The sequence below is a fragment of the Rhizobium sp. L51/94 genome (genome assembly GCF_019355555.1).
Taxonomy (GTDB): domain Bacteria; phylum Pseudomonadota; class Alphaproteobacteria; order Rhizobiales; family Rhizobiaceae; genus Rhizobium; species Rhizobium rhododendri.
Map to the genome: position 1 here is coordinate 162,501 of NZ_CP072141.1, position 18,967 is coordinate 181,467.

Sequence of the window (18,967 nt, forward strand, 5' to 3'; positions counted from 1 at the left end):
CTTTTCGAAACAACAGAGCGAAGCAGTTCGTCGCCAGAAGCGCCGCCGCCCTCGTCAGTGACCGGCTTATAGGCCCTACCTCCCGAAGTAGTCAACACACACCCACCAAAGTTTTTTGACAAATTTATAACTGCCTGTTTCCAAACAACTATTCAGAACATTTTTATCAACACACCAAAATCAACGCCACCTCGGACTGCCAGACGCAAACCACAAAACACCAAATCTTGTCCAAATGGTCAAAAATCACCGACCTTGAAATCCGGCGCAAGATCCAAATCCAGTCTCTTAATCCAAATGGGACCGGGCTAGAGACGGAACCAAAACGCTCGTCGTGCTGTTAAGGGGGCCTATGGATAAACGGAGGCCAACATGGCGACCACGACTGACGACATCAAGAATGGCATGAGCAAGGACATCAGCGCTCTGCAGCAGGAAATCACCCGCCTTCAGAAGCTGGTGGCAGCGCAGGGCTCGGAAGCCTATAGCGACCTGCGCGACAAGGCCGGGAAACTGTACGACGACGCGGCACCCAAGGCCAAAAACGCCGTAGCTCAGATTAAAGCTGAAAGCGCCGCCGCAGCAGAGGCCGCCAAGGAGCATGCAGCCGCGACGACCACCGCGCTCGTTGTGGTCGGCCTTCTCGGTCTTGCCGCAGGCTACCTGCTGGCGGGCGCTTCCCAGCCGGAACCGCAGCGCACCTGGTGGCGCTAACCGACTTTGGTGTAAATGGAAGGTATAAATGACCAAAACGAGGCCTGCCCATGCGGCAGGCCTTTGTATTGAGTGCAATACATGATTTACTGATGGCTTATACAACGCAATTCGGGGCCTAACGATAAGAAAAAAGTGCGGGAGGAAATCATGCAGACTGCCAGACCGGAAAGTATCGTCGAAGTCAGCGTCGTGAAGGCGGGCATCAGCCGGGCAGTCGGCATCATGAGCATGCGGCAGGCACTCGAACTTCCCGACATTCCGAACCTCATCTATTCCCACCCGGACCCGGCATTGGCCGCCGCCGGCGTAGAGGTAAGCCGCGAGGACCTCGAAGGCTTTCTCATTCATCACTGATGCGGACGGGATCCATGTGAGTGGTTGCTTCCCTGCCCCCGCCCGCCCGCACCGTTTGCATGTAACCGCCTGACATGCCAAACCGGCTGCAGAGATACCAAGTGCAGGACGGACCGGTGAGCCAAAGGCAATCTCCGCAACGACATGACCGTGGCGGCAAAAATCGCGAGACAACGGACGGCAAAAGGGTGACGCTACCCCGGGCACTTTCGAAGCTCGGCTATTGTTCGCGAACCCAGGCAGAAGCACTGATTTCCGAAGGCCGTGTCAGTGTCGACGGCGGCACCGTCACAGACACCGCCGCCTGGGTCGATCTCGACCACACACAGATTGCCGTCGATGGAATCGCCGTGGTGGCAGAGACGAAAGTCTATCTCATGCTCAACAAGCCGCGCGGCCTGGTGACCACGCGCCACGATCCCGAGGGCAGACCGACCGTCTATGATTGCCTGAAGACCTTCGACGTCCCGCATCTTTCACCGGTCGGCCGGCTCGACAAGGCCAGCGAAGGGCTGCTGCTCTTTACCAACGATACTGTGCTGGCACAGGCGCTGCTCGACCCCATCACCCATGTCGCAAAAACCTACCATGTGCAGATCGACCAGCAGATGGACGAAACGCGGCTGGCGAGGATGATCTCCGGCGTCACCTCGGACGGTGAATGGCTGACGGCGAGCTCGGCAACGGTGCTGCGCCATGGAGATCGCAATGCATGGATAGAGGTCGAACTGCGGCAGGGGCGCAACCGCCAGATCCGCCGGATGCTCGATGTTCTCGGCGTTGCCTGCCTGCGGCTGGTGCGCGTCAGTTTCGGGGATCTGCAACTCGGAGATCTTTCCAAGGGCAATGTGCGGGCGCTGACGGAGACGGAGGTCAGAGGGCTGAGGCAGGCAAGCGGCATGGAAAAGCGCAGCGAACCCGGCCGGAGACGCTAGACCATGATGCAGCCCGAAGACTTCTGGCAGCAGATCGATCCGCCCGGCCCCGAGATCGCCGGGCCTTTCCACGACAGCTACAGCGCCGCTTTCGATGGCGGCCGGATCAGCCTTCCGATCCGCGTGCTTGCCGACGGGCGCCACGCACTGGCCTCGTTGATCATCAATCAGGCAAGCTTTGCCGTGCAGGATGCGTTGGCAAGGGTGCTCGCCGAGCGGATTTCCGGCTTTGCCATCGATGTCGTCGTCGGCCTGCCGACCCTCGGACTGACGCTCGCCTCCGCCGTCGCCCGCCAACTCGGCCACAGCAGGTATGTCCCGCTCGGGACGTCGCGAAAATTCTGGTACCGCGACGAATTTTCGGTGGATATGTCTTCTATCACCACGTCTGATCGGAAGCGCCTGTTCATAGACCCTCGCCTTCTGCCGTTGATCGAAGGCAAGCGCGTGGCCCTGGTCGACGACGTCATCTCCAGCGGAACCTCGATCGCCGCCGGCCTCGAGCTGATGACCTTATGCGGCGTCGAACCGGTTGTGATTGGCGCGGCGATGCTGCAGTCGGAGCGCTGGCGGCAGCGTCTCGGCGCGCTCGATCGGAAATGGACAGAGCGGGTTGTCGGCGTCCTGGCGACGCCTCTCCTCGAGCCGGCAGACGGCGGCGGCTGGCAGCGGCCGGCCTCGTCCTGAGGCTGTCGTTCTGCCCGCAACGCAGCGATCGCGGTTGACATCGGCGACTGGCAATTTATGGATCGGCGGACAACGCGCATCCTGAAACCGGATGCCCAGCCGATTGGTGGTCCCCTTGCGCATCCTTTCAGAAGCCCATTTTCCTGAACTGCCGAACTATTATCGCGGCAAGGTGCGGGAAAACTACGACTTGCCCGACGGCAACCGCATCATCATCAGCACGGACCGGCTGAGTGCATTCGACCGTATCCTCACCTGCATTCCCTACAAAGGTCAGGTACTGACCGAGACAGCGCGCTACTGGTTCGAGGCGACCAAGGACATCTGCCCCAACCACGTTGTTGCCTATCCCGATCCGAACGTCGTCGTCGGCAAGCGGCTGGACATCCTCCCCGTCGAGATTGTTGTTCGCGGTTACTTGGCAGGCACCACGGGCACATCCATTCTGACGCTCTACAAGAAAGGCGAGCGAACCATGTATGGCACGACGCTGCCCGACGGCATGCGTGACAACCAGATCCTGCCGCAGCCGATCATCACACCCACCAGCAAGGAATTCGACGGCGGTCACGACGCGCCGCTGACGCCCACCGAAATTATCGAGGGCGGATTGCTGACCGAACTGCAGTGGAAGACGCTGTCAGAGTATGCCTTTGCGCTCTTTGCACGCGGCCAGCAGATGGCGCTGGAACGCGGTCTTATCCTGGTCGATACGAAATACGAGTTCGGGGTAGACGAGGCCGGCACCATCATTCTTGCCGACGAGATCCACACCCCGGACAGCAGCCGCTACTGGATTGCCGACAGCTATCAGGAAAGCTTCGAGAAGGGCAGCCGCCCGGCAAGCTTCGACAAGGACTTCGTCCGCAGCTGGGTCGCCGAGCGCTGCGACCCGTATCGGGACGAAATACCTCAAATTCCTCTGGAATTGGTGGAACAGACCTCAAAAGTCTACATCGCCGCCTACGAGGCAATAACGGCTACACGCTTTGTCCCCGACAATCGTGGCGAGAGCCCGCTGGCACGGGTTCGCGCAAGCTTGGCCAGCTATTTTCCGAAATCAGCATGAACGGTCTTGCAATTTTGCGACCGTTATTGTCCGAGCCAAATGGCAACGCGAGTCGACCCGAAACGGTCGCGGCGACCGACGGACAGGGTATGCTTTTTGCAACACTTGAAAAAATTCGTCCCTGCAAGACGCGGTTTCACACCTCTGTGTGATCAATCACGCCTCAGAATCTGGCAGAGGGGCTGTGATCTTGCAATCGCCGTTGCTAGATTGTCGCGACTTTCGACTACCCGTTTGCGGACCGTGAATGTGTACGATATTGACACGGAGTTATGAAAACTTCGTTAACGCACTGATAGTAATTAGAATTGTGGGAAATAAAGTGATGGTTTCCATTCGTACAGCTGCTCCTGCCCTGCTGCTTATCCTGGCAGGTTGCGTCAGCGGCCCAGATCATAAGCCGCCGGTGATGCCTCTTCCGGCGAAATTCTCGGAAGGCGGCACGAAGTCGAACGATGACGTTTCGAGCCGCAAGTGGTGGATGGACTACCATGACACCAAGCTCAACGGCCTCGTCAACATAGGCCTCGCCCAGAACGTTTCCATCCTGTCGTCGCTCGAAGCCACGGTCGCTTATGAAGGCGACGTCACGGTTGCCGGCGCAGGGGGTCTCCCCAGCTTGACAGGCACTGCGGCGCAGACGGTGAGCGGCCAGAAGGGCAAGCTCCGTACCGAGCAGGCGACGCAGCACACCAGCAGCGGCGAATTGACGGCCTCCTGGCTTCTCGACCTGTTCGGACAATATCGTCGTGCCCGCGAAGGCGCACTCGATACGCTCGATGCAGCCTATGCCACCGTCGATGTGACCCGTCTGGCCTATCTGCAGGATCTGGTGACCAGCTACATCACGGCCCGCTACTATCAGGCGCTGATCGGCGTCGCCAACGAGAACCTCAAGTCCCGCCGCGAAACGCTCGAACTGACGAAGTTCCAGCTGCAGGCCGGCGCCGCATCACGTCTGGACGTCGTTCAAGCCGAGGGCCTCGTCAACTCGTCGCTCGCGGAGCTGCCGCCGAACGAAATCGCCTTCCGCAAGCAGGTGCATCACATTGCTACCCTGCTGAACGTCCCTTCGGCCACCGTCATTGCCGAAATGCAGTCGTCGACCGGACAGCCTGTCTTCCGTGGCAATGTTACAACAGGCGTTCCGGCCGATCTCGTCCGCAACCGTCCCGATATCCGCAAGGCCGAACGTCAGCTGGCAGCAGCTACAGCCCAAATCGGCGTTGCCGAAGCGCAGCTCTATCCGAGCATTTCGCTGAGCGGTTCGATCTCGCCTTCCTACATCAAATCCGGCGGCACGAAGGGTGGCCTCACCACCTGGTCATTCGGCCCGACGCTCAACCTGCCGATCTTCGACGGCGGCCTGTTGCGCGCCAATGTCAAGATCGCCGAATCGAACGCCCGTGCAGCCTACCTCTCCTGGAAGTCCACGGTCTTGTCGGCTGTCGAGGATGTCGAGAACGCGCTTTCGGCCGTTACCCGCGATGCACAGACGATCTCGGCGCTCCGTGCGCAGGTCAAATCCTACCGCGAAGCGCTGCAGCTTTCGACTGCCAGCTACAAGGATGGCGCATCGTCGCTGCTCGACGTCATCACTGCGCAGCTTCAGGTCACATCCGCACAGGAAAGCCTTGCAGCTGCCGTGCAGACCAGTGCAGCCGACTATGTGTCGCTGAACGTTGCGATCGGTGCAGGCTATGTCCCAGCCAGCCCGGACAAGGTCACCCCGGTAACCCTGGCCTCGAAGAAGATGTAAGCTTCTACCAGGGCGTCGCCGCCTAACCCTTTTATACACATTGAACCCGCCGCAGCACCGCCTGCGGCGGTTTCGTTTTGGGGGAGGCAATTCAGGGGTTGGATTGTCGGGACAATAAAGCGGGATACGACATGCACCAAAACGACAAAAAGGCCGGAACGATCCGGCCTTTCGTCACCTGCTTCGAAACAATGCCAGTACATCCGTGGTCAAAGCGAAAGCAGATTTGCACACAGTCTGGGCGCGATAGGTTAACAAAAGGTTAACGCTGTCCCGCCGCTGCCGCTAGGAGCGTTGCTCCCCGGGCTTTTTCGTCGCTATGTGGCTTCAGAATAAATGGTTTGGCAGGGGGCGCATTTCAAGATGGTAGTGCCATTCAGCGTTCAAGTTACGTTCATGCATCTATTCTTACAAGACGAGAGAAAGCAGCCCCTCGAATCATTGCTGCAAGACGTCCCACGGAGGAGACACATGAGGAAACTACTTCTGGCCACCGCAGCCCTGGGCAGCGTGTTGGCCTTGCCGGCGATCGCCGAGGCTGCCTCGGGCTTCTCGACGGCGAACGTCAACATGCGTTCCGGACCGAGTACTGCCTATCCGGCTGTCACGCTCATCCCGATCGGCGCTCCACTCAGGATAAACGGCTGCCTTGCAGACCTTCCCTGGTGCGACGTCTCGTTTGACGGCGGTCGCGGTTGGGTCGCAGGTCGTTACGTTCAGGCGGTATACCAGCAGCGGCGTATCTATGTCGGTCCGCAGTATTACCGTCCGCTCGGCATCCCGACAATCACCTTCGATCTCGACAACTACTGGGACCGCAACTATCGCGGCCGGGATTTCTACCGCGACCGTGATCGCTGGGCGCAGGGTCCGGACTGGCAGCGCAATGGCGGCCAGCCGATCTATCGCCGGCCACCACCGCCGCCGGTTTACGATCCGCAGGACGAAGACCAGGGTAACTGGCAGAGGCGCCACCAGCGCCAGCCGGACTACGGCGACAATTACCAGAGCGATGACAACCCGCCACCCCGCCACCGTCCGCGTTATGGCGACGGCGACGGCGACGCTGGTCAGCGCTATGGCGACCCCGACCAGGGCAACTTCGACGGCGACAACAACCAGCCGCCGCGCAGGCGCCAGCAGCAGGATCAGCAAGATCAGCAGCAACCCCAGCAGCAGCAACGGCCGCAGCGCGACCAGCCTCCCCAGGGCCAGCCGCCGCGTCAGCAGCCTCCACAGGCCCAGCCACAGCCGCCGCAGCCTCAGCCTCCGCAGCAGCCTGCTCCGCCGCCGCCGCGTGCTCAGCCCGAGGCCCCTCGTCCGCAACCACAGCCGCAGGCTCAGCAGCCGGGCAGGAGCGAGCCGCCGCGCGTCATTCGTCGTAATGATGGTCAGGTCATAGTGTGCCCGGACGCCGGCCCTGCCTGCAACGAGCCGCACTCGTCGCACAATTGAGCATTGAAGATGCAGGAGGTCTCTCTGAGTCCTCCTGTCCTACCTGACCCGCAGGGCGCGTCAGCTTGCGACCGTTTTAGTGAGTTGTCAGGTCTGCTTCGCGCGTTGCCGACATGAAGATCTCACGAGCTTCCTCGGCTGACCGCCGGCCTGCTATCGCAGCACGGCAGACGCTGCGCGCAGCCACATAAAGAGGCCCGCGCCGATCAGGCCACATGTCCATCAGGCAGTGCAACGCATCGGATGGACCACTGATCACCCGGGCGTCATCCTGGCTGAAACCCACCTCTACCGGATTGCTCCATTTAACGTGTCGCATGAGCCTGTCTCCTCCTGACCTATGCTTGAGCGTCATCCTCCTCGATGACGCGCAAATGACATTGTCCATTAGTCCCGATAAAAACACAACCGGTGAAATACGGGGGAGCCGGGCAGCAACGCTTGGTCATCCGAAGGACCAGATGGCAAAGATGTGCGGCTGAAATGCTGGCCTTAGAAATTGCCTCTTGCGCCATCGGCGGTCAGCATCTTGAAGTTGGTTCCATCTGTCAGGATCTTGGCGCAACCGGTGCTGCCATTTGGCGACCGGATGCAAATGCTACCGTTCGACACCTTGTAGCCCTTGCTGCTGCCTTCCTTGTAGGTGAAGCCGTTGGCATTTGTCTTGCCTGCAGCGTTAGGACCGAGGTGCTTGACGATTTCAGCTTTGGTTGCCGAACGAAGCTCGGCGGAATATGCCGGTGCTGAGAGGGCGCACAGGGACAAGGAACCTGCGACGAACAGGTTGGCAATTTTCACGATCATGGTGACATAGACCTCTTGGGGAGCAGGACGGTGCTGCAACGGCGGTAGTCCAAACAGGACGCCAACTCATGCCGAAAATACAGAGGGGCGTGAGATGTGCAATGCAGTTGTTGATTTTTGCAGTGCAACAATTGTTTCCGGGCCCTTGGGGCCAGCACGATTGCTGTCCAGACGTGGGTCGGGCGGCGCGTGCGCCGCCCGACGAATAGGCTAATTTTATCGATCGACAGTCAGATCGCGGCATCCGGCGTGGGCCGGATTGTTGCAGCGACGGGATCGTTCGGGTTCAGGTCGTCTTCCGGCTGGATAATCGGTGGCACGGCCGGCTTTTCCTGCGTCCGGTCGGGGATACCCGGCGTAAACGTAGGACCCCGTGGCGTCTCGGCGTCTGGCTGCGGAAGAGGATCGCGATTAGGCATGGATTTCTCCTTCATCAATTAGCGGCACCTGGACTAACGACACCGCCCGCCATTCGTTCCGCCTTGTATAAGGAATCTGGAATGAGCCTGCGCATAACGAGAAAAGAGCCCCGAAGGGCTCTTTTCAGACTTGTTACAGGCGGATGATGACGCCGTTGCGGCGATGATGGCGATGCCATTCGCGACGGTTGTGGTAGCCGCGATCACGACGCCACTCTCCGCGACCATGGCGGAATTCACGACGATCGTGACGCCAGCTCCGGCGCTCATGGCGATTGTGGCGCCAGCGTTCGTCGCGGACCTGCACCACGTCGGACGACTGTGTGATCTGGACTGGGGCCAGCGGAGCGGCAGCTACCGGAGCGGATACGGCAAACAGCGAACCTATCGCCATGGACGCAGTCAGAAACGCTGTGGCAAAAATCTTCATAATCGATCCCTCATTGAACAAAAAATATGCAGTCGCTTACCAAATGCGCGAGCAGCATTTGTGTTCCACAAGGAAGAGATGAAGTATCAGGTTTCGGAGATACGAATGCATGCACGGGTGGAAGCTATAAGGTACCGCAAAGATGTCTGCACCCTGCAGCGCCAGTGAAAACTACAAACCGATCCGCATCCCGACGACGAGAATGGGGAGTGCCGCGATCATGCAGGTTATTGCCAGAGCCGCAGCAAACTTGTGCAGTTGCGCCCGCCTCGCCTTACGCTCGTCCCACTCGATACTCATCGACCGCCCCCTCGGCTCCATAGAATGCAAATGAAACATCGAACATGCAGGAAGTCGAGTGGGGCCACGCTCAAAGATATTGACTCTCCGACACAGAACGGGAGCGTTCATTGCGCGGAGAGGTAGAGGCCCAAATGAAGAGAGGATTTCGGCTTGCCTATCAAATAGCACACATCCGACCACAAACTGTTGATCGGGATATGGAAAACCCGTGCCGCCTTTAACATCCCCTTAAATCGCCGCATTTAAAGTTCAACCGACAACTGGGTCGTGGGGCACCTTTTTGCAGGGACTTTGCCTGTCGGCCCGCGTGCAGCATCATCACCGAAGGGTTGACCGGTCCGCAATGGCAGGAAAAGGCAGATCAGGTCAGCGCATCGAACCGTCCTTCGCCGGCAAGCCCGACCGCGATGACGACGAGCTGACGATCGACGCCGACGATCGCATAGTCGGTGGCTCTCCCGCTAAGGGCTCCGGCAAGGCGCGCGAAAAATATCCCAAGGGTCGAAAGACTGCCCGGAGCGGGCGTGGCGGAGTCCGCAACAGACCGCAGCGCCGCGAAGGCCTTGGCTTCATCGGCCTTATCCGTCGGCTTATATACTGGTGTCTGGTGCTCGCCTTGTGGGGCGGCATCGGCGTTGCCGGCATCGTCCTCTACTATGGGTCGCGCATGCCGAGCGCCAGCACGTGGCAGATTCCGGCCCGCCCGCCCAACGTCAAGATAAACGCCATGGACGGGACGTCGCTCGCCAACCGCGGCGCCACCGGCGGCGAAGCCCTTGCCCTCGAGGACATGTCGCCCTTCATCCCCGAGGCCATCGTCGCCATCGAGGACCGGCGGTTCTATTCGCATTTCGGCGTCGACCCCATCGGCCTTGCCCGCGCGTTCACGACCAACCTGTTGACCGGCCACACGGTCCAGGGTGGGTCGACCCTCACGCAGCAACTCGCCAAGAACCTATTCCTGTCGCCCGACCGGACGATGGAGCGCAAGGTCCAGGAGGTGTTGCTCGCCCTCTGGCTGGAGCACACCTACACCAAGGACCAGATCCTTGCGATGTACCTCAACCGCGTGTTCTTCGGCTCGAATGCCTTTGGCGTCGAGGCCGCCTCGCGGCGCTATTTCAATAAATCTGCCCGTGATGTGAACCTTGGCGAAGCCGCGATGCTGGCCGGCCTCGTCAAGGCGCCCTCGAAACTGTCGCCGATCCGCGATCCAGCAGCAGCCCATGCTCGCCAGCAAGTCGTGCTGCAAGCGATGCGCGACCAGGGCTATGTCACGGACGCCGATATCAAGACGGCACTGGCAGCCCCTCCGACCCGGGCCAAGAGTTTCTGGAACGGCGCCCAGAATTATGCGGCCGACATGGTGATGGACCAGCTGCCGGGCCTGATCGGCCCGATCAAGGAAGATGTCGTCGTCGAGACCACGATCGACATGGCGATGGAGGCCAAGGCCGAGCAGGCGCTGGGCGATGTGCTCGATCACGATGGCAAGAAGCTCGATGCCTCGCAGGCAGCGTTGATCTCTGTGGAAGGAACAGGCGCTATCCGCGCCATGGTCGGCGGTCGCGACTATGCTGAAAGCCAGTACAACCGAGCCGTCACCGCCAAGCGCCAGCCGGGGTCGGCCTTCAAGCCATTCGTATACGCTGCGGCGATGGAAATGGGCCTGACGCCGACATCCGTGCGCAATGATGCGCCCATCAAGATCGGCAACTGGACGCCGGAAAACTACGAGCAGAAATATTCCGGCGTCGTGACGCTGGCGACTGCCCTCGCCCATTCTCTCAACACCATCGCAGCGCAGCTGGTGATGGAGGTCGGCCCGCCGAACGTGATCAAGCTCGCCCATCGCCTCGGCATCGATTCAGAACTGCAGGACAATGCCTCGATCGCGCTTGGAACATCCGAAGTGTCGCTGCTGGAGCTGACATCGTCCTACGCCGCCTTCATGAACGGTGGTTACAAGGCCACGCCGCACGTCATCACCAAGGTGACGTCTGCCTCCGGCAAGGTGCTTTATACCGCGAACTTCAGCGATCCGCCCCGCGTCCTCAGCCCGAGCGTCGTTACCAACATGAACTACATGATGGAAGGCGTCATGGCATCGGGCACCGGCAAGGCGGCCCGGATTCCAGGCTGGCAGACGGCCGGCAAGTCCGGCACGACGCAATCCTTCCGCGACGCGCTGTTCGTAGGCTTCACCAACGACTTTACGACAGGCGTCTGGTTTGGCAACGACGACGGCAAGTCGATGAAAAAGGTCACCGGCGGCAGCCTGCCGGCAAAGGCGTGGAAGGAATTCATGATCGCTGCCCACAAGGGCCTGACGCCAGCACCGCTGTTCGGCGGCGGCCAGGTGATCGACGGCAGCATGCCGATGGCGCAGTCCGGCGGCGATGCCGGCGACCAGTCTACGATCTCGGGCATCATCTCCGGGGTGCTCGGCGGCCCCACAACCGGCAACATTCCTCCGAAGACGCCAGCGAATTCTCCAGCCGGCACCTATCCTCCGGCGCCGGTCAATCCGGCAGTGTCGGCAAGACCCGCTGCTGTGCCCCAGCAGGCACCGGCTGCTATCGCCAACAACGACGAGCCTGTCGACATGCCGCCGGTCGGACCCGGCGCGGACAGCAACCCCTATGCCTCGCAAAGCCCGACACCGCCTGCCGATATCGGCGAATCGCCGTCCGATGCGCGACCTCGCCGAACCACGTTGCTCGACTATCTCATGGGCCGATAACACCCCTTGACGTTTGATTTGACCGTTGCCACTTGCAGGATGGACTAAGGGCTGGTCTGATGCGGGTTCACGCCTCTTTCCAGGGTTGCAGTCAGAAGCTGCAACACCTTGAAATAAAGCATGGGCTTTGCCGGATTCCGCTTCATTTCCTGCCTTGCAGTCCGCAAAATCGCTACTTATATAGCCGACATCACCGCAGCTAAGACTGCGCAAACCGCAAGACTATCCCGTAAGGGGCTGTCCCAGAAATGCCTGACAGGGGTTTCGACAGTCTGCTTCAATGGAGAGAATGACATGGCAAAAGTAATTGGTATCGACCTTGGAACGACGAATTCCTGCGTATCCGTCATGGACGGGAAGGACGCCAAGGTCATCGAGAACGCAGAAGGCGCGCGTACGACCCCATCGATGGTGGCTTTCTCCGAAGACGGCGAACGCCTCGTCGGTCAGCCGGCCAAGCGCCAGGCGGTGACCAACCCAACGAACACACTCTTCGCTGTCAAGCGCCTGATCGGCCGCCGCTTCGAAGATCCGACTGTTGGCAAGGACAAGGACCTCGTCCCTTTCAATATCGTCAAGGGCGATAATGGCGACGCATGGGTCGAAGCCAACGGCAAGGGCTATTCCCCTGCACAGATTTCCGCGATGATCCTTCAGAAGATGAAGGAAACGGCTGAAGCCTATCTCGGCGAGAAGGTCACCCAGGCCGTCATCACCGTACCAGCCTACTTCAACGACGCGCAGCGTCAGGCCACCAAGGATGCAGGCCGCATCGCCGGTCTCGAAGTGCTGCGCATCATCAACGAGCCGACGGCAGCAGCACTTGCCTACGGTCTCGACAAGAAGGAAGGCAAGACCATTGCCGTCTACGACTTGGGTGGTGGTACCTTCGATATCTCGATCCTCGAAATCGGTGATGGCGTCTTCGAAGTGAAGTCGACCAACGGCGACACCTTCCTCGGCGGCGAAGACTTCGACATGCGCCTGGTTGAATATCTGGCAGCCGAGTTCAAGAAGGACAACGGCATCGACCTGAAGGGCGACAAGCTTGCACTGCAGCGCCTGAAGGAAGCCGCTGAAAAAGCCAAGATCGAGTTGTCGTCGTCGCAGCAGACTGAAATCAACCTGCCCTTCATCACCGCCGACGCAACCGGCCCGAAGCACCTGACGCTGAAGCTGACCCGCGCCAAACTTGAAAGCCTGGTCGACGATCTGGTCCAGCGTACAGTTGCGCCATGCAAGGCAGCCCTTAAGGATGCCGGCGTAACCGCAGCCGAGATCGACGAAGTCGTTCTGGTCGGCGGCATGAGCCGCATGCCGAAGGTTCAGGAAATCGTCAAGCAGCTGTTCGGCAAGGAGCCTCACAAGGGCGTCAACCCAGACGAAGTCGTTGCCATGGGCGCGGCCATCCAGGGCGGCGTTCTGCAGGGCGACGTCAAGGACGTCCTGCTGCTCGACGTGACGCCGCTGTCGCTCGGCATCGAAACTCTCGGCGGCGTGTTCACGCGCCTCATCGAGCGTAACACGACTATCCCGACGAAGAAGAGCCAGACCTTCTCGACCGCAGACGACAACCAGTCGGCCGTGACGATCCGCGTTTCCCAGGGCGAACGCGAAATGGCGCAGGACAACAAGCTGCTCGGCCAGTTCGACCTCGTCGGCCTGCCGCCAGCTCCGCGCGGCGTCCCGCAGATCGAAGTCACCTTCGATATCGACGCCAACGGCATCGTCCAGGTTTCGGCCAAGGACAAGGGCACCGGCAAGGAACAGCAGATCCGCATCCAGGCCTCGGGCGGTCTGTCCGACGCCGAGATCGAGAAGATGGTCAAGGACGCCGAAGCCAACGCCGAGACCGACAAGAAGCGTCGTGACGGCGTAGAAGCCAAGAACCAGGCCGAAAGCCTGATCCACTCCAGCGAGAAGTCGCTGAAGGACTTTGGCGACAAGGTTTCGGAAGCCGACCGCACGGCGATTGCCGACGCGATTGCGGCGCTGAAGAGTGCAACCGAAGCCTCCGAGCCGGACGCCGAGGACATCAAGGCGAAGACCCAGACTTTGATGGAAGCGTCCATGAAGCTCGGCCAGGCGATCTACGAAGCTCAGCAGGGTGGCGATGAGGCCGCAGCAGCAGCCGATGCCGCTAGGCACTCTGCCGCTGACGACCACGTCGTCGACGCCGACTACGAGGAAATCAAGGACGACAAGAAGTCCGCATAAGTCACAAGCGCAAGCCGAAACGGTTTTGCGGAAACTTAAGTCCGGCTGCCTTTTGGCAGCCGGAAATCCATTTCCGGGGTCTAATCCTGCATGGCTAAAGCAGACTATTACGAAATTCTCGGTGTCTCGCGCTCTGCGGACGACAAAGAGCTCAAATCTGCGTTTCGCAAATTGGCAATGGTGCATCACCCCGACAAGAACCCGGGTGATCACGAAGCCGAGCGCAAGTTCAAGGAATTGAACGAAGCCTACGAGATGCTGAAGGACCCGCAGAAGCGGGCAGCCTATGATCGATACGGCCACGCGGCCTTTGAACATGGCGGCATGGGCAATGCTGGCGGCGGCATGGGCGGCGGCGGCGGTTTCTCCGATATCTTCGAAGACATCTTCGGCGAAATGATGGGTGGCGGGCGCCAGCGCCAGCGCTCGTCCGGCGGACGCGAACGCGGGGCCGATCTTCGCTACAACATGGAAATCTCGCTTGAGGAAGCCTTTGCCGGCAAGACCGCGCAGATCCGTGTTCCGACCTCCATTACCTGCGACGTCTGTTCGGGCTCGGGCGCCAAGCCCGGCACCCAGCCAAAAACCTGCTCGACCTGCCAGGGATCCGGTCGCGTGCGCGCAGCCCAGGGCTTCTTCTCGATCGAACGTACCTGCCCGACCTGCCACGGGCGCGGCCAGATCATTCCCGACCCCTGCACCAAGTGCCAGGGCCAGGGTCGCGTTACCGAAGAGCGCTCGCTGTCGGTCAACATTCCGGCCGGTATCGAGGACGGCACCCGCATCCGCCTGCAGGGCGAAGGGGAAGCCGGCACCCGTGGCGGCCCGGCCGGCGACCTCTACATGTTCCTGTCGGTCAAGCCGCACGAATTCTTCCAGCGCGACGGGGCTGACCTCTATTGCGCCGTGCCGATTTCCATGACGACCGCAGCACTCGGCGGCACGATCGACGTTGCGACCCTCGATGGTACCAAGTCGCGGGTCACCGTTCCAGAGGGCACGCAGGCCGGCAAGCAATTCCGGCTTAAGGCCAAGGGCATGCCCGTTCTTCGCTCGGCCCAGGTGGGCGACCTCTACATCCAGGTGCAGATCGAAACTCCGCAGAAGCTCACCAAGCGTCAGCGCGAGCTGCTGCAGGAATTCGAACAGATCTCTTCACAGGATAACAATCCCGAATCGACAGGCTTCTTCGCCCGCATGAAGGATTTCTTCGACACCCTCAGCGAGTAGGCATCTCGGCCGGATTTTGAGACTTGAAGCCGGTTGCGGAAACGCAGCCGGCTTTGTTCGTTGAGCTGAAGATGCATTGCGGGCGACAGGTTGGTTTTGCGTCACAATACCTCTCGCCTTTTTCGTCAACCCAATGATAGGATATACTAATTGAGCCCGGCAACTCAGCCGAGGCGGTGATTTGACGAGAGAAACTGCATGTTTCCGCTTTCGCATATGATGAAGGCTTTCATTCGCAAGGGCCGGCTGACGGTCATCGACGCAGACGGCAAGCGCCACGTATTTTCCGGCACCGAAGGCCCCCACGTCACGATGAGGCTGACGGACAGAAAACTCTACAGGACACTGGTCTTTAATGCCGAGCTGGCTGCCGGCGAGGCCTATATGGACGGTACCATGCGCTTCGAGGAAGGATCGACATTGCGCGACTTCCTCACGCTGTTCTCGATCAACCGCCTGTCGCTGGGCTCCTATCCGATCCAGAAGGTGCTGCGTGCTATCAAGATGAGGTTCCGCAAGCGCCAGCAGTCGAACAGGAAGGGCCAGGCGCAACAGAACGTCGCCCACCACTACGATATCGGAAACGAGTTTTACAAACTCTTCCTCGACGAAAACATGCTCTATTCCTGCGCCTATTTCCGCGAGCCTGGCGAAACGCTGGAGCAGGCGCAGCGCAACAAGCTCAGGCTGCTGGCCAGCAAGCTCGGTCTGAAACCAGGCATGAAAGTCCTCGATATCGGCTGCGGCTGGGGCGATCTGGCGCTTTATCTCGCCAAGCTGGAAGACATCGAGGTTCTCGGCGTCACCCTTTCCCGCGAACAGCAGGCACTTGCCACCGAGCGGGCACGCAAGGCAGGCCTTGGCGACCGCGTCACGTTCGAGCTTCGCGACTACCGCGATGTCATCGGGTCTTTCGATCGCATCGTCTCGGTCGGCATGTTCGAGCACGTCGGCGTCCATCATTACGACGAGTTCTTTGCCAAGCTGAATTCGCTGATGCCGGATGACGGTGTCGCCGTGCTGCACTCCATCGGCCATATGAGCCCACCCGGCATGGCCAGCGCCTGGCTGCGCAAATACATCTTCCCCGGCGCCTATTCGCCGGCGCTGTCGGAAGTGTTCGAGGTCGTCGAGCGCAACAGCCTGTGGGTGACCGACCTCGAATTCCTGCGCGTGCATTACGCGACGACGCTGCAGCATTGGGCATCCCGCTTCGAGACCAACCGCGACAAGGTGGTGGCCCTCTATGACGAGCGTTTCGCCCGGATGTGGGAATTCTATCTGATCAGCGCCGAGATGATGTTCCGCACGGGAAGCCAGCTCGTGTTTCACATGCAGCTATCCCGCTCCCGCGATGCCGCCCCGATCGTCCGCGACTATATCACCGACCAGCAGCGAGCCTACATCGAGAAGGAGAAGACGCTCGATATGACCGTTTAGGCGCTCTCCTGCGAGTTTCGGCCGGGCGAGGTGCATGTCCACGCTGCCAGTCGGCTGAGGCAGTTCCCGGACGGAAACATTCCGGCCACGATTTCACCACCGTAATGTCAATTGGCTGACACCCGGTTGTAATGCTCCCCGTTTATCTCTTCGGCAAACGAGGAGATCGCCATGCACGCCACCGAATTGACCATGTCCGAGATGTTGAGAGACCCGATGATCCGCCTGATGCTGCGCGCCGACCGCGTGCCGCTGGGCGACTTCGCGAAGCTCCTGGAAGACGCGGCGAGCGCCCGGACAAAGGGCCGGCAGGAAGACGCTCAATCCTCGCGGTCACCGCTTGCGCATTGAGGTCTGCAGGAGGGTGACGCGGCCGGCAGAATGACGGCAAGTATCGGGGGGAGAAAGCCCCTCACCTCGCGTTGCTATTTCAGATAGGTGCGCACGACATCGATGAGTTCCGCCGCGCCTTCCTCGCGCTCCGCTTGGCGGAGGTCCGCTGCCGCAAGATGCATGCGGATGTGATCTTCCATCACCTCGCCCATCAGACCATTGATCGCACCGCGCACGCCCGCGATCAGCTGCATCACCTCTTCGCAGCCCTTTTCGTCCTCCAGCATCCGTTCGACGCCTTCCATCTGGCCGCGGATACGCCGAACCCGGTTGATGAGTTTCTGCTTTTCACGGATCGTATGGCTCATCTGGATGCCCTCCCGGCAGCGCTCCGGTGCTCAGGCCGCACGGGCTTCGACCTCAACCGTCACATGCGAAAGATCGTGGATCGCAGCCAGTTTTTCACGGTAGTAAGACGGCGCGTGCGGGTGATCGGCGACGATCGAAACGATGGCGCCGTGGTGGCCGGGCCCGAGCTGCCAGACGTGTAGATCGAGGATCTCCACCCCCTCGCGGGTCATGATGTCCTTGATCTCCTCCGGCAGGTCCTCGTCATCGCTCTGGTAATCGAGCAGAACACGTCCGCTGTCGCGAACAAGCACCCAGGACCAGCGCGCAATAACGATACCGCCGACGATGCCGATGGCCGGGTCGAGCCAGAGCCAGCCATAAATGCTGCCAAGCACGAGCGCGCCTATCGCCAGAACGGATGTCAGCGCATCCGCCAGCACATGGACATAGGCGGCGCGCAGGTTCTGGTCCTTGCCCCCATGTCCGTGATGATCGTCGTGATGTGCGCCATGATCATGGGCATGGTGGTGACCATGGGCATGATGGTGATCGTCCCTAAGAAGCCACGCGCAGACGATATTGACGAGCAGGCCGACCACGGCAACGAAGATCGCCTCCTGGAAGTTGATGGAAACCGGCGATCGCAGCCGCAAGAAACTTTCCCACGCAATCATCAACGCAATCAGCGCCAGCACAACCGCGCTGGCAAAGCCTGCGAGGTCGCCGAGCTTGCCGGTGCCGAAGGAAAACCGCCGGTTATTGGCGTGCCTGCGGGCGTAAAGGTAGGCCAGCGCGGCGATCAGCATGGCTGCAGCATGCGTGGACATATGCCAGCCATCCGCCACCAGCGCCATCGAGCCGAACATATTCCCGGCAACGATCTCGATCACCATCATCGATGCCGTGATGGCAATGACGAGCCAGGTGCGACGCTCGTTGCGAGCATGGTTTTCACCGAGAAACAAATGGTCATGGGCAGCGCCCAACGTGCGGCAGTGATCGTGCGACAGGGTCATGTTGGAAAATTCCTGATTGGTAGAATAGGGGGGTACCCTATTTGGCGCGTGGCCGCAAGGTTGAGCCGAGGCCTCTGTCGTGGCCCGATGCCTTACATCCCTTGAGACCTCAATCACTAATCGGCGATATCGGGTTCAACGAGCTTTGCCAGATTACGAAGGGATTCCTGCCAGCCGAGATAGCACATCTCGACCGGAATGACGTCGGGAATGCCTGCCTGAACGATCACCAGTTCGGTGCCGACGGACACAGTCTTCAAGACGACAGTGACCTCCATCTCGCCGGGCCGGCTTGGATCTTCGAAACTGTCCGTGTAACGAAGCCGCTGATTTTCAACCAGTTCTCTGTATTCGCCACCGAAGCTGATGCTTTTGCCGCTTGAGAAATTGCGAAAGGATAGCCTGAAGCTACCGCCAACGCGCGGCTCAAGGTGATGCACCGTGCAAGCAAAGCCATTGGGCGGGAGCCACTTTGCCAGCGCGTCCGCTTCGAGAAAGGCGCGATAGACTTTGTCCGGGCTGGTCGCCAGCACACGGTGCAGATTTACACTATTCGGCATGATCATCCCCCCTCAGGCCTGCTAGATTGCCATCATAGACGCGAATATTCGATTGCCAACATCCCTTCTTGGATAACTCCCCTTCCCACCAAAACGCCTGTCCCACGACAAGCTTCCCCGCCATACCTTGCCATTCCGCACTGAT

General features: G+C 60.1%; 20 protein-coding genes. 12 read left to right on the forward strand and 8 right to left on the reverse strand.

Annotation, left to right across the window (positions count from 1 at the left end):
* Positions 1-372 precede the first annotated feature (372 nt).
* The 7 genes from J5274_RS00790 to J5274_RS00820 all read left to right on the forward strand — a co-directional run bounded on the left by J5274_RS00790 (position 373) and on the right by J5274_RS00820 (position 6,976).
* The gene (locus J5274_RS00790) at positions 373-714 is read left to right on the forward strand and encodes a hypothetical protein (RefSeq protein ID WP_142831466.1); all 342 of its coding nucleotides are present in this window, start codon (positions 373-375) and stop codon (positions 712-714) included.
* A 150-nt stretch (positions 715-864) separates the two neighbouring features.
* Positions 865-1,071, forward strand: coding sequence for a hypothetical protein (locus J5274_RS00795; protein WP_142831467.1), 207 nt, complete (start codon positions 865-867; stop codon positions 1,069-1,071).
* 116 nt (positions 1,072-1,187) lie between these two features.
* Positions 1,188-2,006: a pseudouridine synthase gene (locus tag J5274_RS00800; protein ID WP_374113727.1), complete on the forward strand. Its 819-nt coding sequence runs from the start codon at positions 1,188-1,190 to the stop codon at positions 2,004-2,006.
* 6 nt (positions 2,007-2,012) lie between these two features.
* Positions 2,013-2,693 carry a phosphoribosyltransferase gene (locus J5274_RS00805; RefSeq protein ID WP_142831564.1) on the forward strand — a complete coding sequence of 227 codons (681 nt, stop codon included), beginning with the start codon at positions 2,013-2,015 and terminating at the stop codon, positions 2,691-2,693.
* Positions 2,694-2,808: 115 nt separating this feature from the next.
* On the forward strand, positions 2,809-3,762 hold the full coding sequence (locus J5274_RS00810) for a phosphoribosylaminoimidazolesuccinocarboxamide synthase (protein WP_142831469.1): 954 nt from the start codon (positions 2,809-2,811) through the stop codon (positions 3,760-3,762).
* Between the two features lie 325 nt (positions 3,763-4,087).
* A complete protein-coding gene (locus tag J5274_RS00815; RefSeq protein ID WP_142831470.1) occupies positions 4,088-5,521 on the forward strand; it encodes an efflux transporter outer membrane subunit in 1,434 nt (477 codons plus the stop codon).
* 471 nt (positions 5,522-5,992) lie between these two features.
* Positions 5,993-6,976, forward strand: a complete 984-nt coding sequence (locus J5274_RS00820; RefSeq protein ID WP_142831471.1) for an SH3 domain-containing protein — start codon at positions 5,993-5,995, stop codon at positions 6,974-6,976.
* Positions 6,977-7,052: 76 nt separating this feature from the next.
* On the opposite strand, the gene J5274_RS00825 is transcribed toward J5274_RS00820, so the two are convergent.
* The 5 genes from J5274_RS00825 to J5274_RS28690 form a co-directional block, all read right to left on the reverse strand.
* Positions 7,053-7,295, reverse strand: coding sequence for a DUF982 domain-containing protein (locus J5274_RS00825; protein ID WP_142831472.1), 243 nt, complete (start codon positions 7,293-7,295; stop codon positions 7,053-7,055).
* A gap of 173 nt (positions 7,296-7,468) precedes the next feature.
* Complete coding sequence (locus J5274_RS00830) at positions 7,469-7,780, reverse strand: hypothetical protein (RefSeq protein ID WP_142831473.1); 312 nt, start codon at positions 7,778-7,780, stop codon at positions 7,469-7,471.
* Positions 7,781-8,010: 230 nt separating this feature from the next.
* Positions 8,011-8,199, reverse strand: coding sequence for a hypothetical protein (locus J5274_RS00835; RefSeq protein ID WP_224129845.1), 189 nt, complete (start codon positions 8,197-8,199; stop codon positions 8,011-8,013).
* Between the two features lie 133 nt (positions 8,200-8,332).
* Positions 8,333-8,629: a hypothetical protein gene (locus J5274_RS00840; protein WP_142831475.1), complete on the reverse strand. Its 297-nt coding sequence runs from the start codon at positions 8,627-8,629 to the stop codon at positions 8,333-8,335.
* 171 nt (positions 8,630-8,800) lie between these two features.
* Positions 8,801-8,929, reverse strand: a complete 129-nt coding sequence (locus tag J5274_RS28690) for a hypothetical protein (protein ID WP_257623386.1) — start codon at positions 8,927-8,929, stop codon at positions 8,801-8,803.
* Between the two features lie 346 nt (positions 8,930-9,275).
* Between J5274_RS28690 and J5274_RS00845 the strand changes: the two genes are divergently transcribed.
* From J5274_RS00845 to J5274_RS00865, 5 genes are all read left to right on the forward strand, one after another.
* Positions 9,276-11,675: a transglycosylase domain-containing protein gene (locus J5274_RS00845; RefSeq protein ID WP_142831476.1), complete on the forward strand. Its 2,400-nt coding sequence runs from the start codon at positions 9,276-9,278 to the stop codon at positions 11,673-11,675.
* 294 nt (positions 11,676-11,969) lie between these two features.
* Positions 11,970-13,892: a molecular chaperone DnaK gene (gene dnaK / locus J5274_RS00850; protein WP_142831477.1), complete on the forward strand. Its 1,923-nt coding sequence runs from the start codon at positions 11,970-11,972 to the stop codon at positions 13,890-13,892.
* A gap of 90 nt (positions 13,893-13,982) precedes the next feature.
* Positions 13,983-15,122 (forward strand): molecular chaperone DnaJ, encoded by a 1,140-nt coding sequence (dnaJ, locus tag J5274_RS00855; protein WP_111220901.1) that lies wholly within the window; start codon positions 13,983-13,985, stop codon positions 15,120-15,122.
* A gap of 198 nt (positions 15,123-15,320) precedes the next feature.
* Positions 15,321-16,562 (forward strand): cyclopropane-fatty-acyl-phospholipid synthase family protein, encoded by a 1,242-nt coding sequence (locus J5274_RS00860; protein ID WP_142831478.1) that lies wholly within the window; start codon positions 15,321-15,323, stop codon positions 16,560-16,562.
* A gap of 171 nt (positions 16,563-16,733) precedes the next feature.
* Positions 16,734-16,913, forward strand: a complete 180-nt coding sequence (locus J5274_RS00865; protein ID WP_142831479.1) for a hypothetical protein — start codon at positions 16,734-16,736, stop codon at positions 16,911-16,913.
* 74 nt (positions 16,914-16,987) lie between these two features.
* Here J5274_RS00865 and J5274_RS00870 read toward each other — a convergent pair whose 3' ends face one another.
* The 3 genes from J5274_RS00870 to J5274_RS00880 form a co-directional block, all read right to left on the reverse strand.
* Positions 16,988-17,263, reverse strand: a complete 276-nt coding sequence (locus J5274_RS00870; RefSeq protein ID WP_111220898.1) for a metal/formaldehyde-sensitive transcriptional repressor — start codon at positions 17,261-17,263, stop codon at positions 16,988-16,990.
* Between the two features lie 30 nt (positions 17,264-17,293).
* A complete protein-coding gene (dmeF, locus tag J5274_RS00875; protein ID WP_143123262.1) occupies positions 17,294-18,262 on the reverse strand; it encodes a CDF family Co(II)/Ni(II) efflux transporter DmeF in 969 nt (322 codons plus the stop codon).
* A gap of 116 nt (positions 18,263-18,378) precedes the next feature.
* Positions 18,379-18,822 carry an SRPBCC family protein gene (locus tag J5274_RS00880; RefSeq protein WP_142831481.1) on the reverse strand — a complete coding sequence of 148 codons (444 nt, stop codon included), beginning with the start codon at positions 18,820-18,822 and terminating at the stop codon, positions 18,379-18,381.
* Between the last annotated feature and the right edge of the window lie 145 nt (positions 18,823-18,967).

What these genes read in the sequence shown, in the direction of transcription:
- J5274_RS00790 (WP_142831466.1), top strand. Translation starts at nt 373, where the DNA reads ATGGCGACCACGACTGACGACATCAAGAATGGCATGAGCAAGGACATC.
- J5274_RS00795 (WP_142831467.1), top strand. Translation starts at nt 865, where the DNA reads ATGCAGACTGCCAGACCGGAAAGTATCGTCGAAGTCAGCGTCGTGAAG.
- J5274_RS00805 (WP_142831564.1), top strand. Translation starts at nt 2,013, where the DNA reads ATGCAGCCCGAAGACTTCTGGCAGCAGATCGATCCGCCCGGCCCCGAG.
- J5274_RS00815 (WP_142831470.1), top strand. Translation starts at nt 4,088, where the DNA reads ATGGTTTCCATTCGTACAGCTGCTCCTGCCCTGCTGCTTATCCTGGCA.
- J5274_RS00820 (WP_142831471.1), top strand. Translation starts at nt 5,993, where the DNA reads ATGAGGAAACTACTTCTGGCCACCGCAGCCCTGGGCAGCGTGTTGGCC.
- J5274_RS00825 (WP_142831472.1), bottom strand. Translation starts at nt 7,295, where the DNA reads ATGCGACACGTTAAATGGAGCAATCCGGTAGAGGTGGGTTTCAGCCAG.
- J5274_RS00830 (WP_142831473.1), bottom strand. Translation starts at nt 7,780, where the DNA reads ATGATCGTGAAAATTGCCAACCTGTTCGTCGCAGGTTCCTTGTCCCTG.
- J5274_RS00835 (WP_224129845.1), bottom strand. Translation starts at nt 8,199, where the DNA reads ATGCCTAATCGCGATCCTCTTCCGCAGCCAGACGCCGAGACGCCACGG.
- J5274_RS00840 (WP_142831475.1), bottom strand. Translation starts at nt 8,629, where the DNA reads ATGAAGATTTTTGCCACAGCGTTTCTGACTGCGTCCATGGCGATAGGT.
- J5274_RS28690 (WP_257623386.1), bottom strand. Translation starts at nt 8,929, where the DNA reads ATGAGTATCGAGTGGGACGAGCGTAAGGCGAGGCGGGCGCAACTGCAC.
- J5274_RS00845 (WP_142831476.1), top strand. Translation starts at nt 9,276, where the DNA reads ATGGCAGGAAAAGGCAGATCAGGTCAGCGCATCGAACCGTCCTTCGCC.
- dnaK (WP_142831477.1), top strand. Translation starts at nt 11,970, where the DNA reads ATGGCAAAAGTAATTGGTATCGACCTTGGAACGACGAATTCCTGCGTA.
- dnaJ (WP_111220901.1), top strand. Translation starts at nt 13,983, where the DNA reads ATGGCTAAAGCAGACTATTACGAAATTCTCGGTGTCTCGCGCTCTGCG.
- J5274_RS00860 (WP_142831478.1), top strand. Translation starts at nt 15,321, where the DNA reads ATGTTTCCGCTTTCGCATATGATGAAGGCTTTCATTCGCAAGGGCCGG.
- J5274_RS00865 (WP_142831479.1), top strand. Translation starts at nt 16,734, where the DNA reads ATGCACGCCACCGAATTGACCATGTCCGAGATGTTGAGAGACCCGATG.
- J5274_RS00870 (WP_111220898.1), bottom strand. Translation starts at nt 17,263, where the DNA reads ATGAGCCATACGATCCGTGAAAAGCAGAAACTCATCAACCGGGTTCGG.
- dmeF (WP_143123262.1), bottom strand. Translation starts at nt 18,262, where the DNA reads ATGACCCTGTCGCACGATCACTGCCGCACGTTGGGCGCTGCCCATGAC.
- J5274_RS00880 (WP_142831481.1), bottom strand. Translation starts at nt 18,822, where the DNA reads ATGCCGAATAGTGTAAATCTGCACCGTGTGCTGGCGACCAGCCCGGAC.